Origin of the sequence: Bradyrhizobium sp. CCBAU 25360 (genome assembly GCF_028128695.1) — a bacterium.
GTDB lineage: Bacteria > Pseudomonadota > Alphaproteobacteria > Rhizobiales > Xanthobacteraceae > Bradyrhizobium > Bradyrhizobium ottawaense.
This window is the reverse complement of record NZ_LBJA01000028.1, coordinates 1-15,791: the sequence shown is the minus strand read 5'-3', so window position 1 is coordinate 15,791 and position 15,791 is coordinate 1. Positions and strand designations below refer to the sequence as shown.

Sequence of the window (15,791 nt, the reverse complement as noted above, 5' to 3'; positions counted from 1 at the left end):
ATGGGGCGCGTTTTCGTCGCCGGCAGCATCAACATGGATGTGGTGGCGACCGCCGATCGCCACCCGCGCGTCGGCGAGACCGTCGCCGGCCGCGAGGTACTGTATTTTCCAGGCGGCAAGGGTGCGAACCAGGCGGTGGCGGCGTCACGGCTTGGCGCGCGGACCACGCTGATAGGGCGGCTGGGGAAGGATTCCTTTGGCGCTGAGCTAAAGACGTTCCTCGGCGCGCAAGGCATCGATCTCGGCTCGGTGCGCGACGCCGACACCCACACCGGCACTGCGATCATCACCGTCGCGGCCTCAGATAACACCATCGTCGTCATTCCCGGCAGCAATGCGCAGGTCGGCGCGGATGATGTGGCGGACGTGCCGCTGACGAAGGGTGATGTCGCGGTCAGCCAGTTCGAGATCCCGCTGCCGACGATCGCCGCGTTCTTCCGGCGCGCACGCGAGGCCGGCGTCGTGACCGTGCTCAACCCGGCGCCGGCGCAAAAGATGTCCGGTGAGCTGCTCGCGCTGGTCGACATCCTCGTGCTGAACGAGACCGAACTCGGCTTCCTCGCCGGTGAGGAATTGTCCGACGGCGACGAGGCCGCGAAGATCTTCGATGTCGCGCGAAAACTTCAGGCGCGCGCGGACCAGAGCATCTGCGTCACGCTCGGCAGGCGCGGCGTGCTTGCGCTTGCGGGGCGCGAAGAGGCCGCCGTGCCCGGGCGTGCCGTGAAGGCGGTCGATACCACCGGGGCCGGCGATTGTTTTGTCGGCGCGCTCGCCGCGCAACTGGCTGACGGTGTGCCCTTGCGTGCCGCCCTCGCCTTCGCCAACGCCGCCGCCTCGATCAGCGTGCAGCGCATGGGCGCGGGGCCGTCGATGCCGACGGCCAGGGAAGTTGCTGCTGTGTTGTCGGCGCCCTAAGCCAGCGCGCTCTTCAGGTCAAAGCTTTCGTCCGCAGCCTGCGCCGGCGTGATCGAGCGATTCATGCCCTGCAACCGCCGGCCGAACATGTGGTCACCGGCGCGGTTGATCGATTCGATGCCGAGCAGCGTCTCACCCTTGTAGCAGAACGCGGAGAACGCCTTGTTCGCGGCGCTGCCACGCAGCACGACGCGGTCGTAGCCGGTGGTGAGGCCTGAGATCTGGAGCTTGTCGTCGCCCTGGTCGCTCCAGAACCAGGGATGGCTGTCGTACGGCTTCTTGTCGCCCGTCAGCCGCGCGGCGAGGCAGCGGGCGTGGTCGGTGGCGTTCTGCACCGATTCCAGCCGCAGCGATCCGCCGAAGCGGGGGCTTGCGAACAGCGCGCAATCGCCGATCGCGGAGATGTCAGGGTCAGCCGTCGACAGATATTCGTCGACGATGATGCCGGCGGCGACCGGCAGCCCGGCCTCAGCCGCAAGCTCGATGTTCGGCAGCACGCCGACGCCGACCACGACGAGATCGGCGGGCAGATGCCGTCCGTCGCTCAGGGAGACCCCTGTGACCTTGCCGCCTTCTGCCTCGATCGAGGTCGCCTGCACGCCGAGATGGACGCGGATACCGGCCTCGCGATGGCGTTCCTGAAAATACTCCGACACCTCCGCCGTCACCGCACGCGCCATCACGCGCGGGGCAAGCTCGAGCACGTCGACCTCGAGGCCCTTGATCCGGGCGGTGGCCGCGAATTCGAGACCAATGAAACCGGCGCCGATCACCACGACCCGTGTCTTCGAGGGCATGATCGCACGCAGCGCATCGCTCTCGTCGAGGATGCGCAAATATTTCACGTCGGGCAGATTGGCGTTGGGCAGGTCGAGCAGCCGGTTGCGTGCGCCGGTGGCCAGCACGAGGTGAGCGTAGGCCAGCGTCTCGCCCGAGGCGAGCAGCACCTTGTGGCCGGCGCGATCGATCGACACTGCGCGGCCCGCGATCAGCTCGATCTTCTGGTCCTGATAAAATTTCTCCGGCCGGAACATCAGGCTCTCCGGCCCGGCCGAGCCCTTGATATAGGCCTTGGACAAGGGCGGCCGCTGATAGGGCAGATGCGCCTCGTCATTGATCAGGCAAATGCGCTGCGAAAAGCCCGCCTGGCGCAGCGATGCCGCGACCTGATAGCCGCCATGGCCGGCACCGACGATGATCACCGGACCGTCGCTCATTGGACAGCCCATTTCCGGAAGACACGAGCGTGACCCATGTCGTCTCCTCTCTCGCTGATTTTGGTTGCTGGCCTTACGAGGAGCCGGCGCTCGTGTCCGTCCCTTGGCGAAGGCGGCCCCATTTGAGCCTATCGTTTCGCCCCGCGCAAGGGCGGCGGTCGGGGATTGTCACTCCTCCGCTTCTGCGATTTAGTCGCACGAGCCACCTCATGCCGGGGATATTCCAGATGCCAGCTCCCATCTCCCTGCCCGATGATCCCGCCCTGCTGCGGATCGACGGCCCGATCGCGACCATCACGCTCAACCGTCCCGCCGCGTTCAACTCCATCAATCTCGCCATCGCGCAGAAGCTCGAGCAGCTCGCGGCCTATATCGAAGCCGCTGACGACATCAGGGTCGTCGTGCTCGAAGGCGAAGGCCGTGCCTTCTCGGCCGGCGGCGATCTGCAGACGATTGGTGCCGCCGCCGAAGCGGGCACGGTGACGCCCGTGGTCGGCGAGCTCTTGAAGCACTATCACGCCTTCATCGAGATCGTCAGGCGCATGCCGAAAATTTCGTTATCCAGCGTGCACGGCTCGGCGGCCGGCGCCGGCATGGGCCTCGCCTTCGTCACCGATCTCTGCATCGCCGCTGATGACGCCAAGTTCACACCCGCCTATGCCAAGATCGGAGTGTCGCCGGACGGCGGTTCGACGGTCGGCATCGTCGGCACGGTCGGCTCCCGCCGGGCGCTGCAGATCTTCCTGTCCGAGGACAACTTTACCGCGCAGCAGGCCTATGAATGGGGCCTCGTCGCCAAGACGGTTCCGGCCGCCGAACTGAAGGCGGCCACGCGAAAACTCGCCGAGCGTCTGGCGCAGAACCCGCCGGCTGCAATCGCCGGCACCAAATCGCTGGTCTATCAGGCCGCCACCACGCCGGTGAAGCAGCAGCTCGATGCCGAGGAACACAAGATCATCATGGCGATGAACACGGAGGAATTTCGCAGCGCCGTGAAGAAATTCACGAGCAAGTCAAAGTGACGACACCAGCGCGTACGTTCTACGGCCTTCGTCACGGCGCGACCGACTGGAATCGCGAGGGACGATTCCAGGGGCGGACCGACAATCCGCTGAACGAGGACGGCCTCCGGCAGGCGCACGAGGCCGTGGACATGCTGCGCGGCGCCGGCATCAGCCGAATCGTTGCAAGTCCCTTGGCCCGCGCGGCACGAACGGCCGAGATCATCGCGGCCGCGATCGCGGTGCCGCTGGCGATCGACGACGGCATCATCGAGTTCGACTTCGGAAGCTTTGAAGGCCTGCCTGTCCGCGACCTCATGATCAAGCACGGCGTCACGTCGGCGACGGGCCTCGTCTCGATCCTGCCGGCCGACGGCGAGAGCTGGGACGCCATGACGGAACGGTCGCTGGCTTGCGTCGCCGCGTGGCTCGACCGTCATCCCGGCGACGATCTCCTGTTCGTCTGCCATGACGCGGTGATGCAGGGGATGGCCAACGCGCTGTCCGGCAGCTACTTCAAGAACAGCCACGGCACGCCGTTTCGCTACGTCTGCGACGGCGCGCATTGGCGGGTCGAGCAAGTCGTTACTTTGGACAGATATAGCCCGTCCCCGCCGGCGACTTGAAGCAGCCGACCGATTCCGGCAGCACCTTCTGCGGCAGCCACAGCACCACGCTCGGGAAGTAGATCGCGAATGCGATCGTCCCCAGGAACACCAGATAGATCGGCAACGCAGCGCGTAGCGCTTTCGCGAAACTTATGCCGACGAATTTCGACGCCATCAGCAGCACCAGCCCGTAAGGCGGCGTGATCAGGCCGAAGGCGAGCGTGGCGATCAGCACCACGCCCATATGGACGCTATTGATGTCACCGGCCTCCGTCAGTGTGTTGACCAGCGGCATGAAGATGATGATGGTCGGCACCGGTTCGATGAAGTCGCCGACGATGGTGAAGAGCAGCACCATCAGCAGCATGATCAGATGCGGATCGTTACCTGCCATCGAGGTGAGGATCTCGGCGATGTAGCTCGCACCCCGCAGATAAGCGAGCATCCAGCCGAAGGCATTGGCTGCGCCGATGGTGACCAGCGGCAGCGAGAAGATCAGTCCGGCAATGCAGAAATCGTAAGGGATACTCTTGATGTGCCCGCGATTGAGCGCGGGAATCACGACCAGGACGATCCAGACCACGGCGACCACGCCGGCTTCGGTCGGCGTGAACCAGCCGGTCAGGATGCCACCGAGCAGGATCACCGGGATCATCAGCGGCAAGGCCGCATCGCCGGCCGCGAACACCACCTGCCGCAGCGGCGCGCGCGGCTTGCGCAGGCCGGAGGGGCCGAAGAAGTAGCAATAAAGCATCAGACCGAAGCCGATCATCAGGCCGGGCACCACGCCCGCCATGAACAGGCCGGCGATCGAGACGTTGCCGACCGCGCCATAGACGACGGCGGTAATGCTCGGCGGCACCAGCGCGGCGATTGTGGAGGCCGAGGCGATGATGGCGGCGATGAAGGCCGGATCATAGCCTTCGCGCTTCATCGGGCCGCCCAGCGCCCGGCTCATCACGGCGACGTCGGCGGTGGTCGAGCCCGACATTTCCGAGAAGAACATGCTGAAGACGACCACGACCTGCGACAGCCCGCCCCTGATGTGACCGACCAGCGATACCGAGAGATTGGCTATTCGCACCACCACATTCGCCGAACTCATGAGCTCGCCGACCAGCAGGAAGAACGGGATCGCCAGCAGCGCCTCGGAATCGACGCCGTCAAAGATCTTCTGGATGATGGCGGCGAGCGAGACGTCGGACAGGATCGCGCCGATGAAGACACCGGCCATCAGCGAGAACGGCACCGGCACGCCGAGATAGCCGAACGACAGGAAGCAGACCGTCATCAACGCCAGGACAACAGGTGCGCTCATAGCTGCGCCCTCGCCTGCGCGTCGGTGACGATGGGCGTTCCATCTTCCTCGGGCGGCTCGGGATGATCAAAGCCGTTGCGCAGGCCGTTGACCAGCTGCTCGATGGTGAACAGGCCGATCAGTACGCCCGAGAGCGGAATGATCGCGTAGAGCGAGGCGATCGGGGTGCCGGACGGCAACCGAAAGCTGCCGAAGCCGCGCAGATAATTCTGATAGCCGTACCAGATCAGGCAGAACGCAACCCCGAGCACGACGATGCGGATGATGACTTCGACGATCATGCGCGACGTGCCGTGCATCGCCTCGGAAATCGCGGTGAGATAGAGGTGGTCGTTGCGCCGGGTCGCAGCCGCCGTGCCGACGAAGATCGCGTAGATGAACAGCGTCGAGGTCACCTCCTGGAGCCACAGCCAGGGATGACCGATGGTCCGGGTGACGATGTCGGCGGTGACCGACAGCGAGAAGCCAAAGCAGAGCACGCCGCAGAGGATCATCAGCGCGAGCTCGAGCCAGTCGAGCCCGCGCCATTTCAGGTGGCGTTGGCGATGCACAAGCAGTTTGTCGGCGATGGCCATTAGTCCCCCGTCCCAAAGCTATCGGATGTGACAGCTGCGAAGCTGCCGATCACGCTCGGCCTGCATGGTTCGAGGCGCCCGCTTCACGGGCTCCTCACCATGAGGGTCTAAAATCTCGCCGCGAAACGAGACCTCATCCTGAGGGCCCGCCGCAAGGCGGGCGTCTCGAAGGATGGCCGCAAGCGCCCTAGTTAATCGACCGGATCAAGTCCTTGACCTTCTCGGCGTGCGGGCCAAGCTCCTTGGCGAGCTTGTCAAGATAGGGATCGGCGACCGCCGTGAAGCTCTTCTTGTCGACGTTGTCGACGATCTTCACGCCCATCTTCTTCAGCTTTTCGGCGGCGGTGCGCTCCAGCTCGAACGCCTTCGCCGGCTCTTTGGTGCTGATCTCGTTGGCCGCGGTCTGCACCCAGCCCTTTTGCTCGGCCGAGAGGCTCTGCCAGAGCTTGTCGGAGATGAACACCAGCGCGTTGTTGGCCTCGTGCTCGGTGATGTTGAGGACCGGCGCGACCTCGTAATGCTTGTTGACGAGGTAGACGTTGATGCTGTTCTCGGCGACGTCGACGACGCCGGTCTGCAGGCTCGTGTAGACGCTGCCGAACGGCATGTGCACGGTCTGGGCACCGTAGGCCGGGAACATGGTGTCCTCGGTCGCGGTCGCCTGCACGCGGACCTTTGCGCCCTTGATATCGGCCACATTGCGGATCTCCCGCTTCGCGTACATGTGGCGCACGCCCTGCGAGCCGGTCGCGATCACATGCAGGCCCTGGGTGGTCTCGTCGATCATGGCCTTGAGCGCTTCGAACACGCGGGGATCCGCGAGGCCCTTGACCACGTGGTTCTCGTCGCGGAACAGATAGTGCAGCGACATCACACCGGCTTGCGGCGAGATCGTCGCGGTGTTCGCAGAGGAGATGATGGAGAATTCGACATCTCCGGCTTTCACGAGTTGGAGCACTTGCGGCTCCTGCCCGAGCTGCGCGCCCGGATACTGGTCGATGATCATGGTGCCTTTGCTCAACTCCTTGAGCTTTTCGGCAAAGATGTCGCCCGCGATGGAATAGCCGGTGTTGCGCGGCTGGTCGTAGGCGAAGCGATAGTGCTTCGCCTCCTGCGCCCCCGCCCCGGTCACGAACAGCACGGCGGCCGCAGCCGCCAACCCACGCATGGATCGTGCAATCATCGTTTCCCCCTGTGTTATGCCCGCCGCTTGTGCGGTCTGGGCGTTCGTCGTTCGGTCAGCTTGTCTCGGTCTTCCCAGTCCTCTGCATGAAATCGAAGTCGCAGCCCTCGTCGGCCTGCATGATGGTCTCGTTGAACAGCCAGGCATAGCCGCGCCGCGCTTCATCGGGCGCGGCCGCCGGCTTCAATGCAGCGCGCCGGCGCTCCAGCTCGGCCGCATCGACCAGCAGCTCGATGCTGCGCTTGGCCACATCGAGGCTGATCATGTCGCCGTTCTTCACCAGCGCCAGCGGCCCGCCGACGGCGGATTCCGGGGTGATGTGCAGAACGATGGTGCCGAACGCGGTGCCGCTCATGCGCGCATCGGAAATGCGCACCATGTCCTTGGTGCCGCCGCGCGCCAGCTTCTTCGGGATCGGCAGGTAGCCCGCCTCCGGCATGCCCGGCGCGCCCTTCGGGCCGGCATTGCGCAGCACCAGCACGTCGTCGGCGGTCACGTCGAGATCGGGATCGTCGACCCGCAAGGTCATGTCCTCGACGGATTCGAACACGACGGCGCGGCCGGTGTGCTTCAACAGCTTGGGACTCGCGGCCGATTGCTTGATCACCGCGCCGCGCGGCGCGAGATTACCGTGCAGGACGGCGAGGCCGCCTTCCGTCTTGATCGGATTGTCGCGCGGACGGATCGCATCCTGGCCCGGCACGTCCTCCGCATTGGCGACGACGTCGCGCAGCGTTTGGCCCGAGATCGTCTTGGCATCGAGATCGACGAGGTCGCCGAGTTGCGCCAGCAGCTTCGGCACGCCGCCGGCGTGATGGAAATGCTCCATATAGTGCTCGCCCGACGGCTTGAGGTCGACCAGCACCGGCACCTCCCGGCCGATCTGGTCGAACACTCCGAGATCGAGCCGATGCGGCGAGCGATGCGCCATCGCGGTCAGATGGATCAGGCCGTTGGTGGAGCCGCCAATCGCCTGGAGCACGACCTGCGCGTTCTTGAAAGACGCGGGTGTCAGAAGCTCGCTCGGCTTCGGCCCCTTGGTCTTGGCCATTTCGGCGGCAACCTTGCCGCTCGCTTCCGCAAGTCGGAAACGTTCGGCATGCGGCGCCGGGATCGTCGCGCTCATCGGCAGCGACAGGCCCATGGCTTCGATCATGCAGGCCATGGTCGAGGCCGTGCCCATCACCATGCAGGTGCCGACCGACGGCGCGAGGCGGCCGTTCACTGCTTCGATTTCGACATCGTCGATTTCGCCGGCGCGATACTTGCCCCAGAGACGGCGGCAATCGGTGCAGGCGCCCAGCACCTCGCCCTTGTGATGGCCGACCACCATCGGCCCGACCGGAATGACCACGGTCGGCAGGTCGGCGCTGATCGCGGCCATCACCTGCGCCGGAAGCGTCTTGTCGCAGCCGCCGATCACGATCACCGAATCCATCGGCTGGGCCCGGATCATCTCCTCGGTGTCCATCGCCATCAGGTTGCGCAGATACATCGAGGTCGGATGCGCAAAGCTCTCGGCGATCGAGATGGTCGGAAACACGAACGGCATCGCGCCCGACAGCATCACGCCGCGCTTGGCGGCTTCGATGATCTGCGGAACGTTGCCGTGGCAGGGATTGTAGTCGCTATAGGTATTGGTGATGCCGACGATCGGACGCTCCAGCGCGTCGTCGGAATAGCCCATGGCCTTGATGAACGCCTTGCGCAGGAACAGCGAGAAGCCGGCATCGCCATAGCTCGTCAGACCCTTGCGCAACCCACTCGTCATCATGCCACTCCTGAAGTTGCCATTGTGGTACAGCCTGAACGTGGATTGTCAATAAGCCTGGTCCATATTGTCGCATTTTCCGCCCATAAGCACCTTCTTCGGCACAAATTATTGACAATCTGTCCCTTGCCTGCTCCACAGGGCGAGCCGGCCAGACGCCGGGAGGCCGAAGGCATGTCCGACATTCGCACCGCAGACAGCACGCCGGTCCGGCGCGACGATCCGGACGACGTCGTCGCGCGGCTGGAGGAGGACATCATCTTCGGTCGCCTGCCGCCGGGCGCGCGCCTGACTGAAGACGCGCTGATGTCGCGCTACGGCACCTCCCGCCACTTCGTGCGGCAGGCCTTGGTGGATGCGGAGCGGCGCGGCATCGTCCGCCGGGAGAAGAACGTCGGCGCCACCGTCCGGTTCTACTCGGCCGAGGAAGTCCGGCAGATCTACGAGGTCCGGGAGATGCTGACGCGGCAGGCCGCGTTGATGATCCCGCTGCCCGCGCCGCGAGTGCTGATCGACGATCTCTCCGCGCTGCAACGACAATATTGCGCGAAGGCCGATGCGCAGGATCTGCGCGGCATCCACGAAGCCAATGACGCCTTCCACCTCGCGCTGTTCTCGGCCTGCGGCAATCCCTATCTGGTCCGCTCGCTCCAGGACTACATGAACCTGACCCTGCCGATGCGCGCCAAGAACCTCGCCGACCGCGAGGGGCTCGCGCAATCGCGGCGCCAACATGAGATGATGATCGAGCTACTCAGGGGACGCGACAGCTGGGCGCTGGCGCAGTTGTGTGTCGATCACATGCAGTTCAGCAAGAGTGATTACCTGGCGAGGATTGGAGGGGCTAGCGCGTAGACCGATCGAGCTGCCGTTGGACGACGCTGAAGATCCGTTCAGTACCGCCTCAACAGCCCACGATCCACGCTCGCCTCGCCATAATCGGCGCAGGCCCTTTTCGGGTTTCTGATCAAGTCCGTGCGGATGCGCCTGAAGGTCTTGCTCGCCGCGTCGGACACTTCAGGGCGGAATTTGCCGGGATCGTAGCTCTCGCCGTCGCGGGCCCTGATGGCCGCGGCATAGGCGTCGATCATGGCCATCGCGACGTCGGGACTGCCGAGTAGCCGGGCGCCGAGCTGAATGCTGCCGCTGCCATCGACCTCGTAACCGTCGCATCGCTGTTCGAGCACCACCGATGCCGTGACAAGCTGGTCGAGGAATGCCGCCTCGGCCTCGGTGAGGGGGGCGGCTAGCGTCGGTCTGGAAACCATCATCGCGAATATCGCGACTGACAATTTGATTTTCATTGCCGTGGCTTTCGCTGCCGCCTCTGCGGCGTCATCAACGCAATCGTTGCTGAATTCCGATCGCACAGATCGAAAGCCGAAAAGCTGGAGTACCATTGATCCACATCAAGGGGCGGGACACCAGAACAAAGCGGCGGCGCCGGCTGACCCGAACGAAAAACCACGTGCCGCTTGACAAGGCAGGGACGCATCGCGGACGGTCGCTAGGCAGCGCGTCCCGTCGCACGCATATCGGCCTCGCGTCGCAAAGCCGCACACTCAGCCTCGAACTTCCGAGAGCCTAGTTCGCCGGCCACGAGCCGCGCCGCATGAATTTCCGCCGAGGCGCCTCGAACGTCATCATGCGCCAATTGCAGCTTCGCGATCCGCAGCCTCAACCTGACGGCCTGCACTCGCCCGTCGATGCTCGACCACAATTGCCGGCCCAGATGCAGATGTCGCAGTGCTGCCTCATAGTCGTCGCGCGCATGCGCGAGGACCGACTGCGCTTCGTTCGTCAATGCCCGGATCGACGGCATCGGCCACCGGTCCGGACTTCCGGAGAGCTCCTCGATCAGTTCAAGCGCCTGCTCACGACGGCCCGTGTGCGCGGCCGCGAGTGCAAGATGTGCGAACAGGATCCCACGCCGCTGCAGGGTCCACCAGGACTTTCCGATCAGACTGCGCTCGAGGCTGGCGTAAGCCGCCTCCGCTTCACCGCGTTCCAGCAACAGCATGGCGCGACCGGGTTCCGGGCACCAGCCGAGCGCGTAAGCCTTTTCATAGGCCTCGAGCGCGTCGTCTTCATTGCCGATCGCTGCGTAAACGTCGCCAAGCACGCGATTGGCGTCGCCGATCGCCCAAGGCGCATCACCGGTGAGCCGTGCCAACGAGTCCTGAATTCGGAGCAAAGCTTCGCCGAGCGAGCCCCTGACACCGAGAACTTCTGACCGATGAAGCTGGCAGGAGCCGGACAATTCCATCCCGCTCTCGGTGCAATATTTCTGATAGCCCAGCGTCCACTGGTCGGCCCTCGCCCAATCTCCGAACATCCGCGCCGCCCACAGGATGTTGCAGTAGAGGATGCCTCCGACGATTGGATCGATATCGCCACTGGAGAGCGCCATCGCAGCGGCGAGGTCCTGATCCGCTAATCCAGCACGTGTATCGCCAAGACACAGCCGGTAGAACCCGCGATAAGCAAGACTCAGCGCCTCGATGCCAATAGCGTTCTTGTGCCGGACCGTGCTGTACGCGACATCAGCAAGTGAAAGCGCCTGTTCAGGCTCGCCCTCGAACGCGGCGACCTTCGACTTCATCCAGAGAATGAGCGCAGTCGTGGCGGGATCCTCGACTTCGGAGGCCCAATCTTCCGCCCGTGCCAGCCAGCCCTTGGCAATCGCCGCCTGGCCGCGCTCGAAGTGCAAGCCGGAGAGCGTGACGGCGTCGACGACGGCCAGCGGGACGTTGCCGGCCCTGGTATGGGCGGCAACTGCACGAGCCAAAAGAGGCAGGGCCGCATCGGCCTTGCCAGCGCATTGCAAGGCCAGCGCCCATTGGTGCAAGTCGGCGCCATCAAGCGGTTCGACGGTATCGGCTGCCTCGAACAACGCTGCGGCTTCGTCCCAGGCTTGCACGGCAGCGGCGCGTTGCGCTTGCGCCCGCACGTCCGGGGCCTGCTCGTCCGTCGTCTCGGAAGCGGCGACCTGCATCTCGGATACGCCGTCGATGCAGAAACGATATCCCCTGCCCGGCATGTTCCGGATGGCACTATCCATGCCACCCTTGCGCAGCACGCCACGCAGCATGCTCACCGCCCGCTGCAACGAATTGTCGGTGACGGTTACATCAGGCCAGAGGGTATCGAGCAGCTCTTCCTTGGTGACGACCCGATCCCGGTTGCGCGTCAGGTAGACCAGCAGATCGAACACACGCGGCTGCAACGCGACTTCCCGCTGCGCGTGGATGAGCGCACGGCCCTCTTCATCGAGCTCGAAGGGTCCAAACCTGAGGGTCATATCGTTAAGTCCAGGCGATGCGGAAAAGGTTCAGACAAGGATCAGGCAATGATCAGCCCGCGGTAAGGACGGTCAGCACCGGTCGCCTCTATAGCTCCTCACGGCCTGGGTCGCTTCCGCCCCGCAGGCAAAAACCCCGAGGAGATGTCTGATGGAACTCTATGTCATCCGCCGCCCGAGCGCCTGGGCAAATTTGAGCGAACTGGAAGCCGCCGGCGCGAGGTCCGCTCGGATCGGCAACGAGCAGATGTCCCACCGCGTCCGTTGGATCCGCAGCTATGTGGTCCATGAGGCCGACGGCCGCATCGGCACCTTCTGCATCTATGAAGCGCGCGATGGGGAGTCGATCCGCGAGCATGCACGGCGCGTCGGCATGCCGGGCGAGGAGTTCTACAAGGTTGCCACGACAGTGGTCGTCCGCGGCGATCCCACACCGCAGACGGCCGCCGCCGAATAGCAAATCAGCGCGGGCGCCGTCATCGACTCGTGATTCCACGAAAGGATAAGAAAATGTCCGTTCAGTCTCAGGCGCCGCCCGCACTGAGCCCCTCGCAGCGGTATCTCGCCGGCATCCTGTTGCGGCTTCGCCGGCTCATCAATCAGTCTGTCGCCAGCATGCTGGCGAACCGCGAGAAGGCCGCAATGCAGTTCGCGAAAGGTTGCGGCGGCACCACGGCCAGCGGTGATGGCACGGTTCGAGACACGCTTCACGATCAGAGGATTTGCATTTCCAGCAACAGCTTCAATTCGAGGAGATAGTCATGAATTCTTTCTTCCAATCCGACGCTTCCGAAGCCAAGACCTCCTATTTCAAGAATTTCAAACTCGGAAATTTCAAATCCAGAACCGCCGCGCTGGCGATCGGGACGATCGGGGCCGTCCTGATGTCGCTTGTTCTGGCTTCGGCTGCGACGACGTTCGGCGACCATCGCACCGAGGGCGTGAGCGGCGGCGCAATGGTCCAGAAAAGCCCCGGCAAATGCAAGGCCGCGACGGTTCCGACAGCCTTTGCAACCTGACGAAGGCGGCGGTGACACGCCCGCTGAAACAGCCGTTCAAGCTCTCACCACTGAACTGGAAACTCTATCATGTCCATCACCATGCAAAACGGACCTACACAGACGGCAAGCTCGCTCTTGGCACGAAGCTTCGTGCTCGGCTATGGCCTCCTTGCCTATCTCATCTTCTTCGGGACCTTTCTCTACGCCGTCGGCTTCATTTCGCGGTTCATCGTGCCCAAGACGATCGACAGCGGCGTGGCTGGTTCGACCGCACAGGCCCTCTTGATTGATCTCGCGCTGATGTCCCTGTTTGCCGTCCAGCACAGCGGCATGGCTCGCCAGGGCTTCAAGAAGCTGTTCGCCGCCTTCGCCTCACCCGCGCTCGAGCGCAGCACCTATGTGCTGCTGGCAAGCCTGAGCCTGATCCTGCTGTTCTGGCAATGGCGTCCCATCACCGCCGTGGTTTGGGAGATTGAGACGCCGGTGGCAGCCTACGCCGCTGTCGCCGGCAGCTTCGCCGGCTGGCTCATCGTGCTGTACAGCACGTTTCTGATCAGCCATTTCGAATTGTTCGGACTTACGCAAGTCGTCAGCCACTTTGCGGGGCGGCTCGCCGAGCCGATGAAGTTCAGGACGCCGGGCCTCTACCGCCTGATCCGGCATCCTATCTATCTCGGCTTCATTATCGCGTTCTGGTCGACGCCTACCATGACGCTCGGGCACATGCTGTTCGCGATGGTGACGACGGCCTACATCTTCGTCGGCATCTGGTTGGAGGAGCGCGACCTGATCACTCTTTTCGGAGATCAGTACCGACACTACAGGGAGAAGGTAGCGATGCTGCTCCCGGGCCTGTTCTGATCCGGCGCGAAGCTACGGTTTGAGCGGCCAAGCAGAGCTCGGCCGCTCTGGCCATGTCGAGCGCGCTCCCTAGCGCTTCTTCCAGTCGATGATCCGGCTCGGGTCCGCATCGAACTCCATGCTGCAGAACGTGCCGCCCTGGAAATAATCCCCGACCGGATCCGGCTTCAGCTTGGCCTGCTCGGCCATCGCGTGCTCGCGGAAATCTTCGGCGCGGCCGGTGGGGCGATAGCCGAGTTCATAGGCGCGGTGGTTGTCCCACCAGGCGCGCTCGTTGAGGGAGGCGCCGTAGAACACCTCGAAATGGATGTCGGGATGCTCGAGCCCGATGCGGCAGAGCTGCACGAGGTCATCGGGCTTGAGCCAGATGGCGAGCCGGCGCTGGTCGAGCGGCATGTCGCCGAAATTGCCGATGCGCAGGCACGTCACCTTCAGCCCGTGCTTGTCGGCGTAGAGCGCGCCGACGGCTTCGCCGAACACCTTGCTGACGCCGTAGCGCCCGTCGGGGCGCGGGGTCACGTCGGCGCCGATCCTGTGGTGTCGCGGATAGAAGCCGACGGCGTGGTTCGACGAGGCGAACACCACGCGCTTGACGCCCTTGCGGTACGCGGCCTCGAACAGATTGTAGCCGCCGATGATGTTGGCCTGGAGGATCTGGTCCCAGGTGCCTTCGACCGAATAGCCGCCGAAATGGATGATGCCGTCGACGCCTTCGCAGATCGCCTCGCATTGCGCGAGATCGGCGAGGTCCGCCGCCTTGAATTTTTCGTTCGCACCGAGATCGACAGGCGGCTTGATGTCGGAGAGCAGAAGATCCGGATAGATCGGCGGCAGCAGTTTTCGCAGGCTCGTGCCGATTCCGCCCGAAGCTCCCGTCATCAAAATACGCGGCATGTCTTCCCTCACCGTTGGTGACCGATTTGCCGTCACGTGTCCCTAATGATAGCAGGATTGTCCAGAGGGAACGAAACGAGAGAACCGACATGAATGAGGCATCGTCCCACACCCAGGAACGGCCGGGCTGGCGGCCGGCGACCTATTACCCCGACTCCGCGATCAAGGCGCTCGATCCCCGCTTCGAAAAATACTGGCTGAAACTGTCGGCGGTGGAGCGGCTCGCGACCGGCCTACGCTGGGCCGAGGGTCCGGTGTGGTTCGGCGACGGGCGCTATCTCTTGTGCAGCGACATCCCGAACCAGCGCATCATCAAATGGGAGGAAGAGACCGGCGCGGTTTCGGTGTTCCGCAAGCCTTCCAATTTCGCCAATGGCAACACGCGCGACCGCCAGGGCCGGCTCGTCACCTGCGAGCACGGCGGGCGGCGCGTGGTGCGCACTGAATACGACGGCAGCATCACCGTGCTGATGGATCAATTCAACGGCAAGCGGTTGAACTCGCCGAACGATGTCGTTGTTAAATCGGACGGATCGATCTGGTTCACCGACCCGACCTTCGGCCTGCTCGGCAATTACGAGGGCTACAAGGCCGAGCCCGAGATCGACCCGAACGTCTACCGGCTCGATCCCGCGACCGGCAAGGCGACCATCGTCGCAGAGGGCGTGCTCGGGCCGAACGGGCTGTGCTTCTCGCCGGACGAGAGGATATTGTACGTCGTGGAATCCCGCGGCGTGCCGAACCGCAAGATCCTCGCCTATGACGTTTCGCCCGACGGCACCAAGATTTCCAACAAGCGCGTCCACATCGACGCAGGTCCCGGCACGCCGGACGGCATGCGCTGCGACATCGACGGCAATCTCTGGTGTGGCTGGGGCATGGGCGATCCCGAACTCGACGGCGTCGTGGTGTTCGCGCCCGACGGCGTGATGATCGGCCGCATCGCGCTGCCCGAGCGCTGCGCCAATCTCTGCTTCGGCGGCGTCAAGCGCAACCGCCTGTTCATGGCGGCGAGCCAGTCGATCTACGCGTTGTATGTGAACACGCAGGGTGCGCTCGGCGGCTAGCGCCGCACTCGTAGCAACCATTAAAGCACGCCCGATTTCCGCGAGCATGACGCCGTGCTTGCGGCCGTCAAGGCGTGGC

16 protein-coding genes are annotated in these 15,791 nt (G+C 64.1%); 8 read left to right on the top strand and 8 right to left on the bottom strand.

The features are described from left to right. Positions 1 to 915: a ribokinase gene (rbsK, locus tag XH81_RS06000; protein WP_028143467.1), complete on the top strand. Its 915-nt coding sequence runs from the start codon at positions 1 to 3 to the stop codon at positions 913 to 915. On the opposite strand, the gene XH81_RS05995 is transcribed toward rbsK, so the two are convergent. Beyond that, positions 912 to 2,132 (bottom strand): NAD(P)/FAD-dependent oxidoreductase, encoded by a 1,221-nt coding sequence (locus tag XH81_RS05995; RefSeq protein WP_028143468.1) that lies wholly within the window; start codon positions 2,130 to 2,132, stop codon positions 912 to 914. The genes rbsK and XH81_RS05995 overlap by 4 nt on opposite strands. A 227-nt stretch (positions 2,133 to 2,359) precedes the next feature. Between XH81_RS05995 and XH81_RS05990 the strand changes: the two genes are divergently transcribed. Then, a complete protein-coding gene (locus XH81_RS05990; protein WP_028143469.1) occupies positions 2,360 to 3,154 on the top strand; it encodes an enoyl-CoA hydratase/isomerase family protein in 795 nt (264 codons plus the stop codon). Next, entirely contained in the window at positions 3,151 to 3,759 is a 609-nt protein-coding gene (locus XH81_RS05985) for a histidine phosphatase family protein (protein ID WP_028143470.1), read from the top strand. The genes XH81_RS05990 and XH81_RS05985 overlap by 4 nt, the downstream gene beginning before the upstream one ends. On the opposite strand, the gene XH81_RS05980 is transcribed toward XH81_RS05985, so the two are convergent. The 4 genes from XH81_RS05980 to XH81_RS05965 form a co-directional block, all read right to left on the bottom strand. Then, positions 3,719 to 5,059: a TRAP transporter large permease gene (locus XH81_RS05980; RefSeq protein WP_271596082.1), complete on the bottom strand. Its 1,341-nt coding sequence runs from the start codon at positions 5,057 to 5,059 to the stop codon at positions 3,719 to 3,721. The genes XH81_RS05985 and XH81_RS05980 overlap by 41 nt on opposite strands. Further along, positions 5,056 to 5,634 carry a TRAP transporter small permease gene (locus XH81_RS05975; RefSeq protein WP_028143472.1) on the bottom strand — a complete coding sequence of 193 codons (579 nt, stop codon included), beginning with the start codon at positions 5,632 to 5,634 and terminating at the stop codon, positions 5,056 to 5,058. Before XH81_RS05975 ends, XH81_RS05980 begins: the two co-directional genes overlap by 4 nt. A gap of 187 nt (positions 5,635 to 5,821) precedes the next feature. Beyond that, positions 5,822 to 6,817 (bottom strand): TRAP transporter substrate-binding protein, encoded by a 996-nt coding sequence (locus tag XH81_RS05970; protein ID WP_028143473.1) that lies wholly within the window; start codon positions 6,815 to 6,817, stop codon positions 5,822 to 5,824. 55 nt (positions 6,818 to 6,872) lie between these two features. Continuing rightward, entirely contained in the window at positions 6,873 to 8,588 is a 1,716-nt protein-coding gene (locus tag XH81_RS05965; protein WP_049824224.1) for an IlvD/Edd family dehydratase, read from the bottom strand. A gap of 174 nt (positions 8,589 to 8,762) precedes the next feature. Between XH81_RS05965 and XH81_RS05960 the strand changes: the two genes are divergently transcribed. Next, positions 8,763 to 9,443, top strand: a complete 681-nt coding sequence (locus tag XH81_RS05960) for a GntR family transcriptional regulator (RefSeq protein ID WP_271596081.1) — start codon at positions 8,763 to 8,765, stop codon at positions 9,441 to 9,443. A 38-nt stretch (positions 9,444 to 9,481) separates the two neighbouring features. Here XH81_RS05960 and XH81_RS05955 read toward each other — a convergent pair whose 3' ends face one another. Together XH81_RS05955 and XH81_RS05950 are read right to left on the bottom strand one after the other, a co-directional pair. Then, the gene (locus XH81_RS05955; RefSeq protein ID WP_028143476.1) at positions 9,482 to 9,892 is read right to left on the bottom strand and encodes a hypothetical protein; all 411 of its coding nucleotides are present in this window, start codon (positions 9,890 to 9,892) and stop codon (positions 9,482 to 9,484) included. Positions 9,893 to 10,095: 203 nt separating this feature from the next. Beyond that, positions 10,096 to 11,889: a winged helix-turn-helix domain-containing protein gene (locus tag XH81_RS05950; RefSeq protein ID WP_028143477.1), complete on the bottom strand. Its 1,794-nt coding sequence runs from the start codon at positions 11,887 to 11,889 to the stop codon at positions 10,096 to 10,098. Positions 11,890 to 12,040: 151 nt separating this feature from the next. Between XH81_RS05950 and XH81_RS05945 the strand changes: the two genes are divergently transcribed. The 3 genes from XH81_RS05945 to mddA all read left to right on the top strand — a co-directional run bounded on the left by XH81_RS05945 (position 12,041) and on the right by mddA (position 13,751). Then, positions 12,041 to 12,346: a nickel-binding protein gene (locus XH81_RS05945; RefSeq protein ID WP_028143478.1), complete on the top strand. Its 306-nt coding sequence runs from the start codon at positions 12,041 to 12,043 to the stop codon at positions 12,344 to 12,346. Positions 12,347 to 12,611: 265 nt separating this feature from the next. Beyond that, complete coding sequence (locus XH81_RS05940; protein ID WP_131233129.1) at positions 12,612 to 12,908, top strand: hypothetical protein; 297 nt, start codon at positions 12,612 to 12,614, stop codon at positions 12,906 to 12,908. Between the two features lie 69 nt (positions 12,909 to 12,977). Then, positions 12,978 to 13,751, top strand: a complete 774-nt coding sequence (gene mddA, locus XH81_RS05935; protein ID WP_038974296.1) for a methanethiol S-methyltransferase — start codon at positions 12,978 to 12,980, stop codon at positions 13,749 to 13,751. A 69-nt stretch (positions 13,752 to 13,820) separates the two neighbouring features. On the opposite strand, the gene XH81_RS05930 is transcribed toward mddA, so the two are convergent. Continuing rightward, positions 13,821 to 14,645 carry an NAD-dependent epimerase/dehydratase family protein gene (locus XH81_RS05930; protein WP_028143482.1) on the bottom strand — a complete coding sequence of 275 codons (825 nt, stop codon included), beginning with the start codon at positions 14,643 to 14,645 and terminating at the stop codon, positions 13,821 to 13,823. Between the two features lie 89 nt (positions 14,646 to 14,734). Here XH81_RS05930 and XH81_RS05925 point away from each other — a divergent pair, with 89 nt between their 5' ends. Then, positions 14,735 to 15,712 (top strand): SMP-30/gluconolactonase/LRE family protein, encoded by a 978-nt coding sequence (locus XH81_RS05925; RefSeq protein ID WP_028143483.1) that lies wholly within the window; start codon positions 14,735 to 14,737, stop codon positions 15,710 to 15,712. The last annotated feature ends 79 nt before the right edge of the window (positions 15,713 to 15,791 follow it).